Raw genomic sequence first — 17601 nt, 5'->3', positions numbered from 1 at the left:
CTGCATACGGCGGTCGTAGAATGATGGGCTTGAGATCCTACGATAGCCGCTTTCGCATCTTCGGGCTGGCTCAGCCTTCGAACCGCCAGTTCGCCGGCACCCAGCGATAGCCGTCGTCCGTCTTCCTGATGTTGCCGATGCCCGGAAACGGGAAATGGAATCCAAGCACCGGGATGCGGTCCGTCGCAGCGCGGTCGAACAAGCGCCTGCGCGACTGCAACGCGGTATCGGGATCGAGATCCGGCCCGGGCCGCCAGGCATTGTCGATGTTGAGTAGGGGGCTATAGGCGGCATCGGACGTGATCAGCAATGCTTGCGCGCCGGAATGCACCAGGATCGCCGACATGCCCGGCGTGTGGCCGCCGGCGGCGATCGTCGTTATGCCCGGCAACAACTCGCTGCCCGGCCGGTACAGCACGGCAGACTTGGCGACGGGCGCCACGCTTCGCTTGATATTGGCGATGAAGGCGCGCCGGAAATCTTCCGGCATGGGCAGCCGCGACAGGTCAGGCTCGTTACGGATGAAGAACGCAAAATCGTCCTCGGGAAGATGGACCGTCGCCTTCGGAAAAGCGCTCGATCCGTCGGCGCGGCTGAGATTGCCGACGTGATCGGGATGGGTATGCGTGATCACGATGGCGTCGATGTGCTCGGGCTCCACGCCGATCGCCGCAAGGTTGCGGAATAGATGTCCGCCATCGGGGCCCAGCGTTTGCGCTGCACCTGCCTCGATCAGGATTCTCCTGCCACCGGTTTCCAGCAGAAGCGTGTTCAGGTTGAGCCTGAAGGTGTCGGTCGGCAGGAACGCATCGCTCAGCGTCCTGCCGAGTTCCTCCGCCTGGGCGGTGTGGGCATAGATGCGCGGATTGCCGCTCAGCGTGCCGTCGCTGACGACGGTTGTCTTGATATCGCCGATCCGAAAACTGTAGTGGCCGGAATTGGCCCTGCCAGCAGGCGTTTGCGCGATCGCGGCCGGCATGCCCAGCAGCGGCGTCATCGCTCCGGCCGCGCCGCCTGCGAGCATTATGCGGCGGCTGATGTTCAGATGTGATGGCATACGGCTTCTCCGGCCTATCGCGGTGGGGTCTGTGTACGATGATCTGGCATCATCCACAAATGTCATGATAGAATTTACATTATGCGTTCGATGGATTTGGCGAAAGTCGACCTCAACCTGCTGGTGGTGTTGCATGCGCTGCTCGAGACCGGCAGCGTCACGCGCGCCGCTGAGCGTCTCGGCAGCAGCCAACCCGCGATCAGCCGTGCGCTGGCAAAGCTGCGGCGCCTGTTCGGTGACCGGCTGATGGTGAAGGCGGCAAGCGGCATGACGCCGACGCTGCGCGCCGAGGCGATGCGCGAGCCGCTGGCGACCTTGCTCGGCGGCGTCGAGACATTTCTCCACAAGCCGAAATTCGATCCTTCCGCCACCGACCGCGTCTTTCGCATCGCGACGACCGATTATGGGGCGCTCGCCATCCTGCCCAATGTCGCCGCCCACTTTGCGCGCGAGGCACCCGGGGCGGCGATCGAGGTCGTCAGCTTCTCGCGTGATGTGTTCCGCATGCTCGCTGACGGTCAGGTGGATTTCGTGCTGTATGCCGATAATCCGGTATCCGGCTCGTTTCGGGCGCGCGAGCTGTTCCGCGAAAATTTCGTGACGCTGGTCCGGCAAGGGCATCCTTTGCTCAAGCAGATGCGCGGGGCAAAGGACGTGCTGCCGATCAAGCTGTTCACGGCCTGGCCGCACATCGTGGTCAGCATTTTTGGCGGGCAGGGCGGGCCGATCGATACCGCATTGGCCGAGCGCGGCTACAAGCGGCACGTCGCGCTGCGTGTTCCATATTTCGCAACGGCCGCGGTGATCACGGCTGCGTCGGATTACCTGGTGACCATGCCCTCGCGGGCGGCCCGGCAGCTTGCGCCGCGGCTCGGTCTCGTGATGCTGAAACCGCCGGCGCAGGTGACGCCCTACGGCTATCGCCTGCTCTGGCACGAACGAAGTCACGACGATCCCGGCGCGGTCTGGTTGCGCCGGCTGGTGGTCGATTCTGTCAAGTCGGGCGCCGCCTAAACCAAAACATGGAGCAAGACGCCGCAAAGCGTGCTCGTCATGAATGTTGCTCCCGATGTCGGAACCCGGGCCGGCCGTTCGTCTTGAATCCAAGCCGCCTCGAACCGGAGTTCTGCGTAAATGGCCCCGCGCGCCAATTGGAAAGGCTTCCTGAGACTGTCCCTCGTCACCTGTCCCGTGGCGCTCTATCCCGCCACCTCCGAGAGCGAGAAGATCTCGTTCAACCAGCTCAACCGGCAGACCGGCCACCGCATCAAATACGTGAAGGTGGACGCGGAGACCGGCGACGAGGTGACGAACGAGGACATCGTCAAGGGCTATGAGCTCGAGAAGGGCCAATACATCGAGGTCTCCAAGGAAGAGCTCGAGGAGATCGCGCTGGAGTCCACGCGCACCATCGAGATCGACGAGTTCGTCGACAAATCGGACATCGACGCGCGCTATCTGATCCGCCCCTATTACATCCGGCCCGACGGCAAGATCGGCCACGACGCCTTCGCGGTGATCCGCGAGACCATTCGCGAGATGAACAAGGTCGCGATCGGGCGCGTGGTGCTGACCAACCGCGAGCACATCATCGCGCTGGAGCCGATGGACAAGGGCCTCGTCGGCACCCTCTTGCGCTACCCCTACGAGGTGCGCAGCGAGGCTGAATATTTCGACGACATCCAGGACGTGAAGGTCACCAAGGACATGCTCGATCTCGCCCGGCACATCGTCAACCAGAAGGCCGGACGCTTCGCGCCCGAAAAGTTCGAGGACCATTACGAGACCGCGCTGATCGACCTGATCAACGAAAAGCGCGCCGGCAAGGTGATCCGGCCGAAGGAGCGGCCGAAGGGCGAGAACGTCGTCGACCTCATGGAGGCGCTGCGGCGGAGCGTCGGCAAGGAAGTCGGGAAGCAGGCCGCGCCCGCGAAGGCGGACAAGCCGGCGAAGAAGCCGAGGAAGGCGGCGGCCGGCCAGAAGGAGATGCTGATGCCGATCGCCGGCAAGAAGGCGGCCGCCAGGGAGACGTCCGCGAAAAAGCCGGCCGCAGGGGCGCGGCGGAAATCGGCATGAAGCATCCCGTGACGCCGGACTTAAATCGAAAACACGCCCTATGCCGCTTGGTACGCGAAGGTCCTAGTCGCAGGCCTCAAAGGCCCTCGTCAGGGCACTCCGGACATGTATCGCCGATCGAATCGAGGACATCGTTGATCTCCGCGACCGCCTGATCGGCAGAGACGCCGTCCGGCGGATCCTGGCGCGCAAGCACGACCGCGCGATGGCGCGCGTGCGGGTCGGCGCGGTCCCTGGCCCAGCCGTGCTCCTCGCATTCGCAGATCGCGCCGGCCTCGTGCAGCACGTGGGTGGCCCATCCCCGTAAGGTCCGGATCGCCGGCCGTCTTTCCCTGGTCATCAGCATGCGAGATTGCTCCTGCGGGACGAATCCGTGCCGCCGCCAGATCGTTCCGGGCTGTTAGCACGGGTCAGAGATTCCCAAACGGCAGGGCTGGGCTTGTCCACGTGTTCCGGATGAAGGGGAGCGCGCGTTGTGACGCAGCGTCTGTATGCGTTGCAAGCACCCAGCAGAGCCAGGCAGGTTTCCTCCTGAGGAACCCTGGTGCTGAGAGGCGGCTTATGTTGTCATCGGTTTCGGAGGAAAAGCATGGTCATTGATGCGTTCGCTGGCACCACGCCGGTGTTTCTCCCTGAGCAGTTCTTCGTTGGTCGCTTGGAAGGATGGGCGGTGGTCGAGAGTCTCGTCGGCGGGCTGTTGAAGCGGGCGACGATCACGGCGCATGGCGAATTGGACGCGGACACCGACACTGTCGTTCTGACTGAAACCTACACCTTTGATGACGGCCATAGCGACACGTTGCGCTGGACGATCCACAAGCTGAGCGAAGGTCAATACATCGGCCACGAAAATCGACTGGAGGGTGAAGCCACGGGCGAGCAGACCGGTTGTGCATTCCATTGGAAGTACACGCGCGACACGCCCCAAGGCGACGGAAAGTCGTTCAAGCTGAACTTCGACGATTGGTTCTATGCGATCGATGACCGCGCCTGCATCGTGCGCCGATCCGCCGGGCGCGCGGGCATTCCGTTCGCGACGGCGCATGTGACGTATCGGAAGCTTTAGGTTCGCCCGACGCGGGCTGCAGCCCCGCTCCCCTGCGCGCCCGTCTTCCTCCAGATTAACATTTTTGAATCGCGACCGCACCGAAGCAAAGTACGATGGCCGTTCCCGGGGAGGGATCGTCTGGCGTTGATTGACCAGAGCGGGGGCGGGGGCGTTGAATTTCCAGGTTACGGTTTTGAAGATCCTGGTGAGCTATCCGGATGGCTTTGCCGTCATGGAAGACCTCAAGCGCGACATGGCGATCCTGGCGACCAGTGGCCGGGATTGGGCCGACCGGACGAGGCGTCTTGCCAGCCGGGTGCCGGACCTCGACATCTTTTCACAGGGGCTTGTCGAGCGCATCAGCGGTGGCTGGAGACTGACGTCCAAGGGGCGAGACATATTGGCATTCATGGAAGCCCGCCCGGCACCAAGCGAGCCCAGCCTGGCGGCCCCGGTCGATGAGACGTCCCAGCCGGTATTGGAGATTGCTCCGCTTTCCCCGCTGCCGCAGCCAGCCGACCGGGCCAAGCGTCGGCGCGATCGCCGAGAGCGCCGCCGCGAAGCCCGCGAACGGGCGCGGGCGAACGCCTCCTGAACCGGGATTGAGGTCGGCAACGAACTAGCGGTCCATCGCCGCGCTCGAAGGGGCGCCAAGCCGGCGGCGACGCGGAGGCGACGGGGTGCTAACCACCCCATCTCTCGTAAGGATTATGACCTGGCTCTGGTTGATCATCATAGTGCGGGGCCGGTTGACGGCGGTCCGGCCGTGCCGGTGAATAAGCCCAGGCCGCAGTACTCCCAGTCGTCAGAATACGAGGATGCGCTTTTGCATGATGCCGATGGACCTGGCCTGCCACCGCGGCGCTGACGGGGGCCCACAGGATAATCAAAAGGCTCAAAACGAGACCCGATCGCATGGGAGTTTCTCCGATAGACCTACGATGATGAGTTAGATGAGCCTCGGTCCACGCCCTCGCAATCGGTGACGCCTGCAAGACTGGTAACGTCCTCGGCATCACGCGCGGGTTGGCGGTCGAATTCGTGCGAATCTGTAAACCCCGCACTCGGCTTCATGCTGGCAGTTGCGTCACGGTTTGGAGTCTTTCGTCGCCGGGGTGCGTCACGCGATGATGAGCACACCGATTTGCCATTCGCGCAGGCGTGATTGTTCACCCACGTGTTTTTCCCGAGCGCATACCCACCTAATGCTCAACCAAGAAATTCGAAGGAAGCGCATTTCAACAGAGCAGCCGGTTCGAGTCAGCGCGAATGCTCCGCACGAAAACAACAGCCGTTCGGAGCACGACCATGACTGGATTCAGGACCTTTGTTATTGCAGCGATGATGTCGATTGGCGCGATAAGCTCTGCAAGCGCCCAGTGCCCATTGTGGGCGACTCAACATCCAGATTCGTTTCAGGCGCAATATCCCGATCGGGATGTGTTGAACGACTGCGAATTGACGCCAGCAGGCAGAATGGGCCTGGAACGCCCTGGCGGCGCGGCTCCCTTGTTTGGGCCCAACAGGGCCTACCAGACAACGCCTGGCGTTGCCCAGCACCGCGGCTTTCACCACCGATCGCGGTGAGTATCTGAAAATGGATCCGGATGGTCGGATTCCGGCGGAGAAACCGTAGCGCGCCAAGTCGAATGATCAGAAATCAATCCGCGCACCTTCGGTACGCGACCGTTTTCAGCGATTCCTGAGTGCTGTCGGGACCAATCAAATGCGAGTCGATTAAGTCATTGGTTTCGCGTCCGTCGCCAAAAGATCGCGAGTCGTTTTAGGTCAATTCCAAAGATCTGCTAGTCGAATGGGTGATGACGCTAGATCTTGGGTTGGATGCCGCGATTTGTTGTCCAGATGTCGTGGTCTTGTGGAGCTGGGTGCTGCGAGCGTGGCCCGCAATGAACAACCTGCTCGAGGAAAACCGTCGGGGCCAATTTAGTACAAGTCGTCTGAAGCGGTGGAACGCTATCGAGAGACCGATGTGCGATCGTCGAGCGCCGCGCCGGTCGAGGCTTTATAGTCGGAACGGGCGCACGGGAGCACGCAACAGCCTCCTCGATCGCGAGAGATGACCGAGGTTCCGCCTTAGCTATTCTGCGGTCGCGCAGACCACACGGCAGCGATTAGGCCGCCTCGCAGAAGTGCACGGAAGCACAGCGCGGGCAGCGCACCTCGGAAGAAGGAGGCGATGCTCACGAGCTTGCCGCAGGACGTGCTTGACGTGGCCAGGCGCGAATAGAACGACGCACTTCATCGACTCTATCCTCGACGCGAACGGCAATGCGTCCACGCTGCTCCAGACCAATGGTTGCTGAGTGTGGGGTTAGCTGCAGCTCAGCGGTAACGGCAGGTCGGGATGCAACTCGTACCAGTCGTAGCAATCTGGATAGGCGCCGTAGAATCCATAGCCGCCTCGGCGGAAGTGGTGAAACGCGTGCTGGCGCAGGCCTCCGTCATGACCACCGAAGCCAAGGTGCTCGCCGCCGAACCGGGCGCCGCCGGCAAAATCTCCCTCATGGCCCATGCCGCCGAAATGCGCGCCGCCGCCGAAGGCCGCATGTCCAGCGCCGAAGCCTGCATGTCCGCCGCCAAAGCCGCCACCGCCAAAACCACCGCCGTGGCCACCGCCACCACCGCCGCCATGGGCATTGGCCGCGCCAACGGCGAGCGTCGAGGCGAGTGCTGCTGTCGCCAGAATCATGATTGCACGTTTCATGGATGACTCCTCTTGTTGCGCTGTCCGGCCATGTTCCGCGCGAGGTTGCCGATGGCCGGGTCAGTGATGAGGGAGAGGTAGGTCCGGTACGAGGCGATCCAACTGAATTCGATGTCAGAATATCAGGCAAGCCGCTCGCGAAGAGCGTCTCGCGGATCGGCGCGACGCACGCGTAGGAGCGGGCCGACCAGCGCAGTCCGCTTCTCGTTATTGCAAAACGCGGCGAAGCTATAGGGCAGGCCGCGTCACCCAATCAGTACTAGCTGCCTGTGCCCGGCTCGCACGGTACGTTGTTGCCGGTCCACGGCGCGGTGGCAAAGGCGCCGACGCGCGGCGCCGGAACGCAGGCGCGCTCGCCCGGATAATGGAACGGCGTGGTCGCCGCGACTGTATCGGCGCCCACGTCGGGCCGCTGCGCGGCGCGCTGGTGCTCGCGCGCCATGACCGGGCCACCCAGCATTGCGGCCGCGATCAATCCTATCGAGAATAGTTTGGACGTGGTCATTCGCTCTCTCCTCTGACGACATCGGGCCGATCAAGCCGGCTCAGCGACGATGTCTGAACGATCGGCCACGTTTCCAACGCACGTTTTGCTCACTGCATTTCAACCGCCCGAGAGCCGCTGCGGTGTCGCAGCCACGATCGTGTGAATGCATAACATCCGTGGTCCCTGAGACGACGGCACGTGCGTTGACGGCATATGTTCGATCCAGTCGGTTGGCAGCGGAGCGCGGAAGATGATCATTGCATTTGTAACACGCGTGGTGCGGGTCCTCGTGCCGTTGGCGGCACGCACAGCCGACAACATGAACCGCAATTTAATGGCGCGGTGCGCGCGGCAGAGCTACCTCATAGCGCAGCGGGCGACCGGTAACAGGCGGCATCAGCGACGCGCGTCCGACGTACGCGGGCACTGAGCATGACACGGCCCGACGCCGTACCCGTGCTGCCCAACCGCGCATCGAGACGCCGTGGGAATTATGGTACGAGGCTCATGACCCGGATTCTCCTGATTGAGGACGACACTGAAACCGCCGAGGCGATCCTCGCCGAACTCGGCGATCGCGGCTTCGAGGTGCAGTGGGCCGGCAACGGCGTCGAGGGTCTCGCGCGGGCGCGTGCGTCGAGCCCCGATGCCATGATCGTCGATCGCATGCTCCCGGGAGTTGACGGGCTGACCGTCATCGAGGTGCTGCGCAAGGAGCAGGTGAGGACGCCTGTGCTGGTGTTGAGTGCGCTTGGCGCCGTGAATGACCGGGTGCGCGGGTTGCGCATGGGCGGGGACGACTATCTCACAAAGCCGTTCGCGCTCATCGAACTGGTTGCGCGAATCGAGGCGCTGCTGCGCCGGCCGAGCGACAGCCGCGAAACCATCCTGCATGTCGGGCCCCTCGAGCTCGATCTGATCGAGCGCACCGCGCGACGCGGCGAGCGCAAGCTCGACCTGTTGCCGCGCGAATTCCGCTTGCTCGAGTACATGATGCGCCGGAGCGATCAGCTCTTGACGCGCGCGATGCTGCTCGAGGAGGTCTGGAACTACAAGTTCGTTCCGGCGACCACCAACTTGATCGACGTGCATATGGGCCGGCTTCGTCACAAGGTGGACGGTCCCGGGGAGACACAGCTCATCCACAATGTCCGAGGCTCCGGCTTCGTCCTTCGCTCGCGGTAGGAGAGACGGGCGATGCAGCAGACACAGTTGATCCGCTCCAGCACATTTCTCTGGGCTCTGGCCGTGGCGGCGTCCTTTGCGCTGTTCGTGGTCGCCTTGTTCGCCTTCATCTACTGGAAGCTCGACGCCTATCTGGTCGCGCGGTCCGATCGCATGATCACCACGCAGATCCACTTCGTCGCGAAATTGTCCCCGGCCCGCCGCGTCAGCGCAATCGCGGATCACCTCGCGCAGGATTCCAGGGGCGTTCAGTACGCGGGACTGTTCGATGCTGCCGGCAAAAGGCTGGCCGGGAATATCGACCGCGTGCCGCGCGAACTCGGGCTCGATGGGGCGGCGCAGGGCGTGCGACTCGATCTGCTGGAGAAGCCGACGGAGCATGGTCCCGTCGTCAGGGCGGTCGGCAGCCGTCTCGAGGGCGGCGATGTCCTGGTGATGGGACGGAACGTCGACGAGACGCGCGAGATATCGAGCGTGGTGGGCCAGGCTCTGGCCCTGGGTCTGCTGCCGGCCTTCAGCCTCTGCCTGCTTGCGGGTGCCTGGCTGAGCTTGCGCGCCCAGCGACGCGTAGAGGAGGTCAACCAGCGGGTCCAGCGCATCGTGGCCGGCGAGCTGCGCGAGCGGCTTCCGGAGGGCGGGACGGACGACCCGTTTGCGCGGCTGGCCAGGATCGTCAACGGCATGCTCGACGAGATGGAGACGATGATCAATGCGCTCGCCGGCGTCGGCAACGACATCGCTCATGATCTCAGGACGCCGCTGACCCGCGTCCGTCTGGCGCTGGAGCGCGGCCGGACGCATGCGGCGACGCTGGAACAGCTGCAGGACGTTGCGGACAAGGCCATCGCCGGCATCGACCAGTCGCTCGCGATCGTCACGGCCTTGCTGCGCCTGACAGAGATCGAGAACAACCGCCGTATGGCCGGGTTTGGCGACGTCGCGCTCGACGAGATTCTGCGGGAGGTGTGCGACGTCTACGAGCCGATCGCCGAGGACAAGCATGTCCGGCTCGGCGTCGTCACCGAGTGCAATGTGCAGGTGTGGGGTGACCGCGACCTGCTGTTCGAGGCAGTCGCCAACCTCGTCGACAACGCCATCAAGTTCACGCCGTCCGGCGGGCGGGTGGACCTCGCCCTGCAGGCGGAGGACGAGACCGCGCTGGTGCGCGTTAGCGATACCGGGCCCGGCATCAGCGAGCAGGAGCGCGAAGCAGTGCTGCGGCGGTTTTACCGCTCCGACAAGATGCGCAATACGCCGGGCGTCGGGCTTGGACTGAGCCTGGTGGCGGCGATCGTCAAGCTGCACGGCTTCCGGCTGATCATTGGCCCGGCTCCCGGTGGGCGGATCGAGATCCTCGCCTGGACCTGGAGTGCGGGCAGGCCCATCGCGCGCCGGTCACGCGCATTGCTGCACGCGGACGCCGGCCAGATGGGATGAGCCAAATGACGTGTGGTGCCTCCGAGATCAATCAGCCGGCCCGGACTATAGGAGTGACAAATGCAGACGAGCCATGAGGTGGTGTGCCGCGATCCTGTTGCCGTGCCGATCGCAGCGGTGTCGACGCCGTTCCTCACCGCCTATTCCGCCGCAATCCGGCGCTACGAGCTACTTGAATCAGGTCAGGAGCAGCAGCTGGCGCGTCGCTGGCAGGAAACGCGGGACCGGCGCGCCGCGGATGCGCTCGTCACCAGCCATCTTCGGCTCGCCGCCAAGTTGGCGAGGGGTTACAAGGGATACGGTCTGCCGCTGGTCGATCTGATCGCGGAAGCGAACCTCGGCCTCGTGATCGCGGCGTCGCGCTTCGAGCCCGGGCACGGCGCCCGATTCTCCAGCTATGCGATCTGGTGGATCAAGGCCACCATTCACGACTACATCCTGCGATCGTGGTCCCTGGTCAAGATCGGGACGACGGCTGCGCAGAAGAAGCTGTTTTTCAAACTCCGCGGCGAGATCAGGAAAGCCACCAGCAGTGCGATGGCCGGGCTCACACCCGACGTCGCCGAATTGATCGCCGGGAAGCTCGAGGTGACGGCGCGCGAGGTGATCGAGATGGACGCGCGACTCCACCGCGACATGTCGCTGAACGCGCGCGTCGGTGACGAGGACGGTGGAACCGAGCTGGAGGCCCTGCTGGTCGATGGTGCGGTCGACGCCGAGACGATGCTTGCCGATCACGACCAGACGGAGCAGCGCAGCAGGGCTTTGCGCGCTGCACTGGACGGGCTCGCGCCGCGGGAGCGTCATATCTTCGAGGCGCGGCGCCTGAAGGAATGTCCTGTTACGCGCGATCAGCTCGCCCGAGAGCTGTCCATATCCAGCGAGCGGGTTCGGCAGATCGAGATCCGTACCTTCGCCAAAGTCAAACGGGCCGTCGTGAACGCCGCGCATGATGTGTCACACGCCGCCGCGTGCAGCGACTGAATTCGTTTTCATTTGAACGGAGGCGCGGCCGCCCTCACTTGTCCGACAATCCTGCGTAACCCTGTTTCAGGCAGACCAATCATGGGAATTGTTCGCTTCGCGCTGCGGCTTCCGCATACTTTCTACGTGCTTGCGGCGTTGATCCTGTTCCTCGGCGGCATCGCGATTCGCTCGATGCCGACAGACATCTTTCCGGAGATCCGGATTCCCGTCGTCACCGTCATCTGGAGCTACACCGGCCTTTCCACGCCGGAGATGGAACAGCGCGTCAGCACCTACAGCCAGTATTCGATCAGCGCCAATGTCAGCGGTATCAAGAATATCGAGGCGCAGACCCTCAACGGCTTGTCGGTTCAGAAGATCTACTTTCAGCCGGACGTCAATCTCGATCTCGCGATCTCGCAGATCGTCTCGGCAACCAACGCCATCCGCGCCCTGATGCCTCCCGGCATCCAGCCGCCGATCATCGTGCAGTTCAATGCCTCAAGCGTGCCGGTGCTCCAGCTCAGCCTCGAATCGAATAACCTGAATGAGCAGCAGCTCTACGATTTCGGCATCTACCGAGTCCGCCAGCAACTGGCTCCCGTTCGAGGCGTGACCCTGCCCACGCCTACCGGCGGCAAATACCGCCAGATCATGGTTGACCTCGATCCGAACAAGCTGCTGGCGCGCGGATTGACACCGCTCGACATCGTCAACGCAGTGAACACGCAGAACCTGACGCTGCCGACCGGCACGACCAAGATCGGCGACACCCAGTACACCGTTCGTACCAACGCGACGCCGGCGACGATCCAGGATCTCAACATGATCCCGGTGAAGTTCGCGAACGGGGCCACGATCTTCCTGAAGGACGTCGCCCAGGTCCGCGACGGCGCCCAGGTTCAGCAGAACATTGTGCGCGAGGACGGCCACCGCGCCGTCCTGCTCAGCGTCATCAAGAACGGCAATGCCTCCACGCTGGCCGTCGTCAACGGCGTGAAAGCGGCCCTGACGTCGATCCGCGCGTCGGCGCCCGCGGGGCTGAAGGTGAACGAGCTGTTCGACCAGTCAATCTTCGTCACACACTCGGTCGATGGTGTGCTGCGCGAAGGCGCGATCGCGGCGGGCCTGACGGCATTGATGATTCTGGTGTTCCTGGGATCGTGGCGATCGACGCTCGTCGTCCTGATCTCGATCCCGCTGGCGATGCTGTCCTCGCTGATCGTCCTCTATTTCCTCGGCGAGACCCTCAACACCATGACGCTCGGCGGCCTTGCTCTTGCCGTCGGTATTCTCGTAGACGATTCGACGGTGACGATCGAGAACACGCACCGGCTCTGGACCGAGGAAGGCATGCCGCTGCCGGACGCGACTCTGCACGGAGCCGCCGAAATCGCCATTCCGACGCTGGTCTCGACGCTCGCGATCAGTTGCGTGTTCATCTCGGTCGTATTCCTCGAGGGCCCGGCCAAATATCTGTTCACGCCACTTGGCCTTGCCGTGGTGTTCGCGATGCTGGCGTCTTATGGCCTGTCGCGGACGCTGACGCCGATCACCATTGGCCTGCTCCTGAAGGGCGAGCAACGTCATGGCGAGGGCAACCGGCCGTCAAACATCCTCGCACGCGCCTCCGCGGCATTCGAGCGCGGTTTCGAACGCCTGCGCGACGGCTATTCCGATCTGCTGCTGAAACTGCTGCGGCACCGCGCAGTGATACCCGTCGTCGCCGTGCTGGTGCTGGCGCTCGGTGCCACGATGTTCGCCTATGTCGGCCAGGACTTCTATCCCCTGATCGACGGCGGCCAGATCCAGCTCCATGTTCGCGCCCCCGCGGGCACGCGGATCGAGCGGACGGAAGCGATCTTCCAGGCAGTTGAGGACAAGATCCGCGAGGTCATTCCCGAGCACGACCGGGCGCTGATCGTCGATAATATCGGCCTGCCGGCGCGGCCCTATAACCTTGCTTTCACGGACGGTTCCACCATCGGGGTGAACGACGGCACCATTCTCGTGTCGTTGAAGGAAGGGCACCAGCCGACGGCGGATTACATCAGGAGGCTGCGGCAGGTGCTGCCGAGGGCATTCCCGGAGGACACGTTCTATTTCCAGGCGGCCGATATCGTCACGCAGATCCTGAACTTCGGTCTCCCGGCGCAGATCGATGTCCGCACGGTCGGTTACGGCAACAACAATCTCGCCGTCGCCAAGGAACTGCAAAAGAGTCTCGCCGCGATCCCCGGCGTGGTCGATGCACATCTGCAGCAGGAGGTCGATGCTCCCGCATTCTACGCCGACATCGACCGCACCCGCGCCGCGCAACTCGGTCTCAATGCGAGCACGGTGGCAACCAACATCAATGTCAGCCTCTCATCGTCCGCGCAGGTCTCGCCGAACTTCTGGACGGATCCGACTTCCGGCATTCCCTATTACCTGGCTGTGCAGACGCCAGAGTACAGGACCAATTCGCTGAACGCGCTGGGCAATACGCCGGTTTCGGCCTCGCTTGCCGCAAGCGGGCAGACGGTGCCGGGCCTGCTCAGCAATGTTGCGACCTTCAAGCGGGGCACCGTTCCGACCAACTCGAACCAAGCCAATGTGCAGCCGGTTTACGATGTCTATGCGAGCGTGCAGGGCCGTGATCTCGGCAGCGTCGCGGCTGACATCGAGAAGGTGACGTCCACGCTGCAGAAGCAACTCCAGCCGGGCAACTCGATCCAGGTTCTCGGCCAGATCCAGAGCATGCACCAATCGTTCCGCGATCTCTCCCTTGGACTGCTGTTCGCGGCCATCCTCGTCTACCTGCTGATGGTCGTGAACTACCAGAATTTTGGCGATCCCTTTGTCGTCATCCTGGCACTGCCGGCGACATTCTGCGGCATCGTGACGATGCTGTTTATCACCGGGACGACGCTGAACGTGCCTTCGCTGATGGGAGCCATCATGGCGATCGGCGTAGCCTCCGCGAACTCCATCCTGCTCGTGACATTCGCACGCGACGAGCAATTGAAGGGGCATTCGGCATTCCAGGCGGCGCTGAGCGCAGGCCGGACGCGAATCCGGCCCGTGCTGATGACCGCGGCGGCGATGATCGTCGGCATGATCCCGATGGCGATCGGCGGGCCCGGCGAGGAGCAGAATGCAGCGCTCGCGCGGGCGGTCATCGGCGGTCTGCTGTTTGCAACACCGACCACCCTGCTGATCGTGCCTTATCTCTTCGCCATGCTGCGCAAAGGCAACGACGGCAAGCCTCATCATGGGGTATTCGAGGAGCAACCGGAATGAGTGACGTTCGCGCAAGGACCGATGACGACGGGGCGACACACCGCCCGGGGGCGGAGAGCCTCCGGATTGTGGAATTGCCGGGAAAGGGCCCTCGATCCGCACGCCGTTACGGCGGCGCGCTGCTCGGCGGAGGCGTGCTCCTCATGCTTGCGTGCGGTCTCGGCATCGGCGGCTGGCGGCACTATGAGGCCATGCGTGGCGTTGCCGCTGTGGCAGAGCAGGCTCGAACCAACCTTCCCGAGGTTCGGGTCGCGACGGTGAAGCCCGGAGGCGACATCATGAAGGTGAGCCTGCCGGCGACGACGACCGCGTTCGAGGCGGCCAACATCTTCGCGCGGACCAGCGGCTACATCGAGAAGCGCTACGTCGATATCGGCGATCGGGTCAAGAAGGGCGAGCTGCTCGTGGAAATCACTGCGCCCGAGCTCGACCAGCAGATCGCGCAGGCGCAAGCGACGCTCGCGCAGGACCAGGCCGCGCTTCAGCAGGCGGAGGCAAGCCGGGAACTGGCCGACGTGACCAACTCGCGCGACAGCAATCTCGTCAAGCAGGGCTGGTTGACGGCACAACAGGGCGACAACGATCGTCTCACCCTGCGCGCGCAGCAAGGCGCGGTGGGTGTCGCCCAGTCGAATATCACGGCGCAGGAAGCGCAGATCCGAGTTCTTCAGCAGGAGAAGTCCTATCAGCGTGTAGTGGCGCCATTCGACGGCGTGGTCACGCAGCGTAACGTGGACAACGGCAGCCTGGTATCAGCCGGGTCCACCTTCATGTTCACGCTGATGCATTCCGACGTGATCCGAACCCAGGTGTTCGTGCCACAGGACGAAGCGTTCGGCGTTGGCCCGGGCGTCGATGCGGATATCCGCGTCCCCGAGATTCCGGGGCGGACGTTTGCGGGCAAGGTCACGCGGATCGCAACCGCGCTGCAGCCGGGAAGCCGGACGCTGCTAACCGAGATCGACGTGCCCAATCCGGATGGCCTGCTCAGTCCGGGCATATATTGCACGGTCGAACTATCGATCCCGCGCAGGACAGCATCGACGACGATCCCATCCGATGCGCTCGTCTTCGACCAGAACGGCCTCCATGTCGTGGTTGTGCGCAACAACACGGTCCATTTTCAGCAGGTCTCGATCACCCGGGATTTCGGCACCACGGTGGAAGTGCGCGACGGCGTGCAGCCCGGCGACCAGGTCGTGCTCAATCCCGCGGTCAATCTGGCAGAGGGAAGCAAGGTCACCGTTCGCAAGAGCGAGACGAGCTAGGACGCGAAAGATGATGCGAATTGTACTCGCAGCGACGACGGCGTTGCTGCTCGCAAGCTCTGCTGGTCAGGCACAGGTCGCAACGACCGGCACTACTGCAATGGATCTGCCGACGGTGCCGGGCGCGATCGTGGTCTCACCGCTCAACAGTCCCGGGCCGTTTTCCGCAACGACCGTGTCAGGTGCCCCGGACACGACGCTGGCGCCGGTTCCGCTCGCGTCGGATCCGACGTCGCCGGGGACGGTGGTCGTCTGCGCTCCACCGTCGTCATCGCCGACGCCGGTGCCGGCGACGCCGACCGTATCGCCGACAGGCCTTGCACCACCGGGCATCACGGCGCCGTTGCTGCCGGTGATAAGGCAGAACAGCAGCGCCACCGGTACGATCTCCTCAGCTGCGCCCTCAGGAACAGGTACGACGGTCGGATGCAGCTCGACGCCGGGGGGAGAGGTGACGAGCGCTGCGTCCCTGCCATTGTCGATCCCGCAAGTGGCTACAAGCCCCGCACCTGGTACGATTCAGGCGGAAGCCAGTGGTGCCGGTGGGACGGGCATAGACCCGAACGCTGCGGTTGTGCCCAGCCCGAACAGCTCGGCTTGCATGGAAGGCGTGTCGATGAATCTCGCCTCGCCTGCGACTGTGCTGCCGGCGAACGCTTCAGGCGCAGCACCAACGCCCGGCGTGTCGCCGGTGCTGCCGCCCGGATGCTGAAGTCGGACGCAGATCGAACCCCTAGTGGCAGGTGCAAGACGCAGCAAGCATCGCACTGAAATTCATCAAGAAGGCTCGGCGCGATCCCGGCCCGTGTGTGGCCTATTGTTCGATGAGTGCTGTTTATGCACGGAGAAGGCTCCACCTGATTGCATTGACATTAGAAACCTGCGCTCGGGCGAGCATTTCCAGAACGCACGTCCTGCTCCCACGGCTGCACGACCGCGTTGCGCGCATCGCCTTGCCTTCGACCCTTGAGCGGCATTTGCTATCTCAGGACGGCCCGCGCGCGTGCGATCTCCCGGCTGCACGCGTCGATGTCGCCGCTGCGATCGGCGGCGCGGGCGCGGTCGAGCGAATCAAGCGCGTCCGTGAAGCCGATGCCGTTGTCGCCCTCGGCTTTTGCGAGTGAGCGGGGGATGCCCACTTCCTGGCCGGGTATACGGGTGCGGACCTCGATCTGAAGTCCGCGATGGACGAGCAGCGGCTGCTTCCGTTGCCCGGCACCAACGCCGTCCTGGAAAGATCAGGTGGCTCGTCGTGATTGATGTGACTGTCTAGGACCGCCTCGCATTGCTGGATATGCCGCCGGCCTACTGGAATAACCGAGGGCAGCGCCGATGGTTCGGGCTGCCTCCATCACGTGAACCGAATATTCTTTTATCTGCTTGCGCTTGATGCGGCTGTCGGGCCCGGACATGCCAATCGCTCCCACGAGTTCGCCGGAACGACCGAGAATGGCACAAGCGCAGGCCGCGATGCCCTCGCGCCACTCGCCGTGCAGGACGGAGGAGTAGCCCTGCGCGCGTGCCAGCTCGATGTCCTCCCGCAGCTCCTCGATCGTCGTTCGCGTCGTTTCCGTGTAGCGCCTCAGATGCGGACGGAACCGTTCCAGGTAGTCATCAGGCATATGTGCGAGCATCGCTTTGCCTGTCGCCATGGTGAAAGCGGGTGCGCGCATGCCCACGCTTGTATGGGCACGGATATGGTGAGCGCTTTCGATCTTGTCGACGTAGACCACGTCGGTGTCCTCGAGCACCGACAGGTGAATGGTTTCGCCGGTGATCTCGGCAAGCTTCGTCATTGCCGGTCGCGCGACGTTGATGAGATCCATCCGATGGATGACATGGCTGCCGAGCGCCCAGATCTTGGTCGTGAGCTCGTAGGTGCTGTGCGGGGGGATCTGGCGCACATAGCCTTGAGACTGCAAAGTCATCAGCAGCCGATGCACGTTGCTCTTGGTGAGCTTCAGCTCGCTCGCGAGGTCAGTGACGCCGCGGGGCTGCTCGCTCAGAGCAAGTGCTTCCAGGAGACGCAGTCCCTTGGTAAAAGCCTTATCCATCCACCAGCCAAAATAG

At 63.5% G+C, this 17601-nt stretch carries 16 protein-coding genes; 10 read left to right on the top strand and 6 right to left on the bottom strand.

What is annotated here, in order from left to right; all coding sequences use genetic code 11:
- Positions 1 to 70: 70 nt before the first annotated feature.
- Positions 71 to 997: an MBL fold metallo-hydrolase gene (locus tag I6F31_RS15960; protein ID WP_225128801.1), complete on the bottom strand. Its 927-nt coding sequence runs from the start codon at positions 995 to 997 to the stop codon at positions 71 to 73.
- A gap of 150 nt (positions 998 to 1147) precedes the next feature.
- Between I6F31_RS15960 and I6F31_RS15955 the strand changes: the two genes are divergently transcribed.
- The gene (locus I6F31_RS15955) at positions 1148 to 2071 is read left to right on the top strand and encodes a LysR family transcriptional regulator (RefSeq protein WP_225134968.1); all 924 of its coding nucleotides are present in this window, start codon (positions 1148 to 1150) and stop codon (positions 2069 to 2071) included.
- Positions 2072 to 2191: 120 nt separating this feature from the next.
- Entirely contained in the window at positions 2192 to 3133 is a 942-nt protein-coding gene (locus tag I6F31_RS15950) for a Ku protein (RefSeq protein WP_225114036.1), read from the top strand.
- A 76-nt stretch (positions 3134 to 3209) separates the two neighbouring features.
- Here the strand turns inward: I6F31_RS15950 and I6F31_RS15945 are convergent, their stop codons facing one another.
- Positions 3210 to 3479: a hypothetical protein gene (locus I6F31_RS15945; protein WP_109145159.1), complete on the bottom strand. Its 270-nt coding sequence runs from the start codon at positions 3477 to 3479 to the stop codon at positions 3210 to 3212.
- A gap of 243 nt (positions 3480 to 3722) precedes the next feature.
- Between I6F31_RS15945 and I6F31_RS15940 the strand changes: the two genes are divergently transcribed.
- Together I6F31_RS15940 and I6F31_RS15935 are read left to right on the top strand one after the other, a co-directional pair.
- Positions 3723 to 4199 (top strand): DUF3833 family protein, encoded by a 477-nt coding sequence (locus tag I6F31_RS15940; protein ID WP_225185706.1) that lies wholly within the window; start codon positions 3723 to 3725, stop codon positions 4197 to 4199.
- Positions 4200 to 4353: 154 nt separating this feature from the next.
- Positions 4354 to 4776: a hypothetical protein gene (locus tag I6F31_RS15935; protein ID WP_036011634.1), complete on the top strand. Its 423-nt coding sequence runs from the start codon at positions 4354 to 4356 to the stop codon at positions 4774 to 4776.
- A gap of 1737 nt (positions 4777 to 6513) precedes the next feature.
- On the opposite strand, the gene I6F31_RS15930 is transcribed toward I6F31_RS15935, so the two are convergent.
- Complete coding sequence (locus I6F31_RS15930; RefSeq protein ID WP_225147745.1) at positions 6514 to 6906, bottom strand: hypothetical protein; 393 nt, start codon at positions 6904 to 6906, stop codon at positions 6514 to 6516.
- Between the two features lie 259 nt (positions 6907 to 7165).
- Positions 7166 to 7411 (bottom strand): hypothetical protein, encoded by a 246-nt coding sequence (locus tag I6F31_RS15925; RefSeq protein WP_036026704.1) that lies wholly within the window; start codon positions 7409 to 7411, stop codon positions 7166 to 7168.
- Positions 7412 to 7900: 489 nt separating this feature from the next.
- Here I6F31_RS15925 and I6F31_RS15920 point away from each other — a divergent pair, with 489 nt between their 5' ends.
- The 5 genes from I6F31_RS15920 (at position 7901) to I6F31_RS15900 (ending at position 15531) form a co-directional block, all read left to right on the top strand.
- A complete protein-coding gene (locus I6F31_RS15920) occupies positions 7901 to 8578 on the top strand; it encodes a response regulator transcription factor (RefSeq protein ID WP_225185705.1) in 678 nt (225 codons plus the stop codon).
- 12 nt (positions 8579 to 8590) lie between these two features.
- Positions 8591 to 10015 (top strand): ATP-binding protein, encoded by a 1425-nt coding sequence (locus I6F31_RS15915; RefSeq protein ID WP_225185704.1) that lies wholly within the window; start codon positions 8591 to 8593, stop codon positions 10013 to 10015.
- Positions 10016 to 10075: 60 nt separating this feature from the next.
- Positions 10076 to 10999, top strand: a complete 924-nt coding sequence (gene rpoH, locus I6F31_RS15910) for an RNA polymerase sigma factor RpoH (protein WP_036011601.1) — start codon at positions 10076 to 10078, stop codon at positions 10997 to 10999.
- 81 nt (positions 11000 to 11080) lie between these two features.
- A complete protein-coding gene (locus I6F31_RS15905; RefSeq protein ID WP_036011598.1) occupies positions 11081 to 14263 on the top strand; it encodes an efflux RND transporter permease subunit in 3183 nt (1060 codons plus the stop codon).
- On the top strand, positions 14260 to 15531 hold the full coding sequence (locus I6F31_RS15900; protein WP_225185703.1) for an efflux RND transporter periplasmic adaptor subunit: 1272 nt from the start codon (positions 14260 to 14262) through the stop codon (positions 15529 to 15531). The genes I6F31_RS15905 and I6F31_RS15900 overlap by 4 nt, the downstream gene beginning before the upstream one ends.
- Positions 15532 to 15597: 66 nt before the next feature.
- On the opposite strand, the gene I6F31_RS15895 is transcribed toward I6F31_RS15900, so the two are convergent.
- Complete coding sequence (locus I6F31_RS15895; protein ID WP_225185702.1) at positions 15598 to 15909, bottom strand: hypothetical protein; 312 nt, start codon at positions 15907 to 15909, stop codon at positions 15598 to 15600.
- 365 nt (positions 15910 to 16274) lie between these two features.
- On the opposite strand from I6F31_RS15895, the gene I6F31_RS15890 reads away from it, so the two are divergent.
- The gene (locus I6F31_RS15890) at positions 16275 to 16655 is read left to right on the top strand and encodes a hypothetical protein (protein ID WP_162131172.1); all 381 of its coding nucleotides are present in this window, start codon (positions 16275 to 16277) and stop codon (positions 16653 to 16655) included.
- A 114-nt stretch (positions 16656 to 16769) separates the two neighbouring features.
- On the opposite strand, the gene I6F31_RS15885 is transcribed toward I6F31_RS15890, so the two are convergent.
- Complete coding sequence (locus I6F31_RS15885) at positions 16770 to 17585, bottom strand: IclR family transcriptional regulator (RefSeq protein ID WP_036011591.1); 816 nt, start codon at positions 17583 to 17585, stop codon at positions 16770 to 16772.
- Between the last annotated feature and the right edge of the window lie 16 nt (positions 17586 to 17601).

Origin of the sequence: Bradyrhizobium sp. NBAIM01, assembly GCF_020194115.1 — a bacterium.
GTDB lineage: Bacteria > Pseudomonadota > Alphaproteobacteria > Rhizobiales > Xanthobacteraceae > Bradyrhizobium > Bradyrhizobium yuanmingense.
This window is presented reverse-complemented; position numbering and strand designations above follow the sequence as displayed.

Coding starts and splice junctions, on each gene's coding strand:
- I6F31_RS15960 (WP_225128801.1), bottom strand. CDS start 997: ATGACGCCGCTGCTGGGCATGCCGGCCGCGATCGCGCAAACGCCTGCT.
- I6F31_RS15955 (WP_225134968.1), top strand. CDS start 1,148: ATGGATTTGGCGAAAGTCGACCTCAACCTGCTGGTGGTGTTGCATGCG.
- I6F31_RS15950 (WP_225114036.1), top strand. CDS start 2,192: ATGGCCCCGCGCGCCAATTGGAAAGGCTTCCTGAGACTGTCCCTCGTC.
- I6F31_RS15945 (WP_109145159.1), bottom strand. CDS start 3,479: ATGCTGATGACCAGGGAAAGACGGCCGGCGATCCGGACCTTACGGGGA.
- I6F31_RS15940 (WP_225185706.1), top strand. CDS start 3,723: ATGGTCATTGATGCGTTCGCTGGCACCACGCCGGTGTTTCTCCCTGAG.
- I6F31_RS15930 (WP_225147745.1), bottom strand. CDS start 6,906: ATGAAACGTGCAATCATGATTCTGGCGACAGCAGCACTCGCCTCGACG.
- I6F31_RS15925 (WP_036026704.1), bottom strand. CDS start 7,411: ATGACCACGTCCAAACTATTCTCGATAGGATTGATCGCGGCCGCAATG.
- I6F31_RS15920 (WP_225185705.1), top strand. CDS start 7,901: ATGACCCGGATTCTCCTGATTGAGGACGACACTGAAACCGCCGAGGCG.
- I6F31_RS15915 (WP_225185704.1), top strand. CDS start 8,591: ATGCAGCAGACACAGTTGATCCGCTCCAGCACATTTCTCTGGGCTCTG.
- rpoH (WP_036011601.1), top strand. CDS start 10,076: ATGCAGACGAGCCATGAGGTGGTGTGCCGCGATCCTGTTGCCGTGCCG.
- I6F31_RS15905 (WP_036011598.1), top strand. CDS start 11,081: ATGGGAATTGTTCGCTTCGCGCTGCGGCTTCCGCATACTTTCTACGTG.
- I6F31_RS15900 (WP_225185703.1), top strand. CDS start 14,260: ATGAGTGACGTTCGCGCAAGGACCGATGACGACGGGGCGACACACCGC.
- I6F31_RS15885 (WP_036011591.1), bottom strand. CDS start 17,585: ATGGATAAGGCTTTTACCAAGGGACTGCGTCTCCTGGAAGCACTTGCT.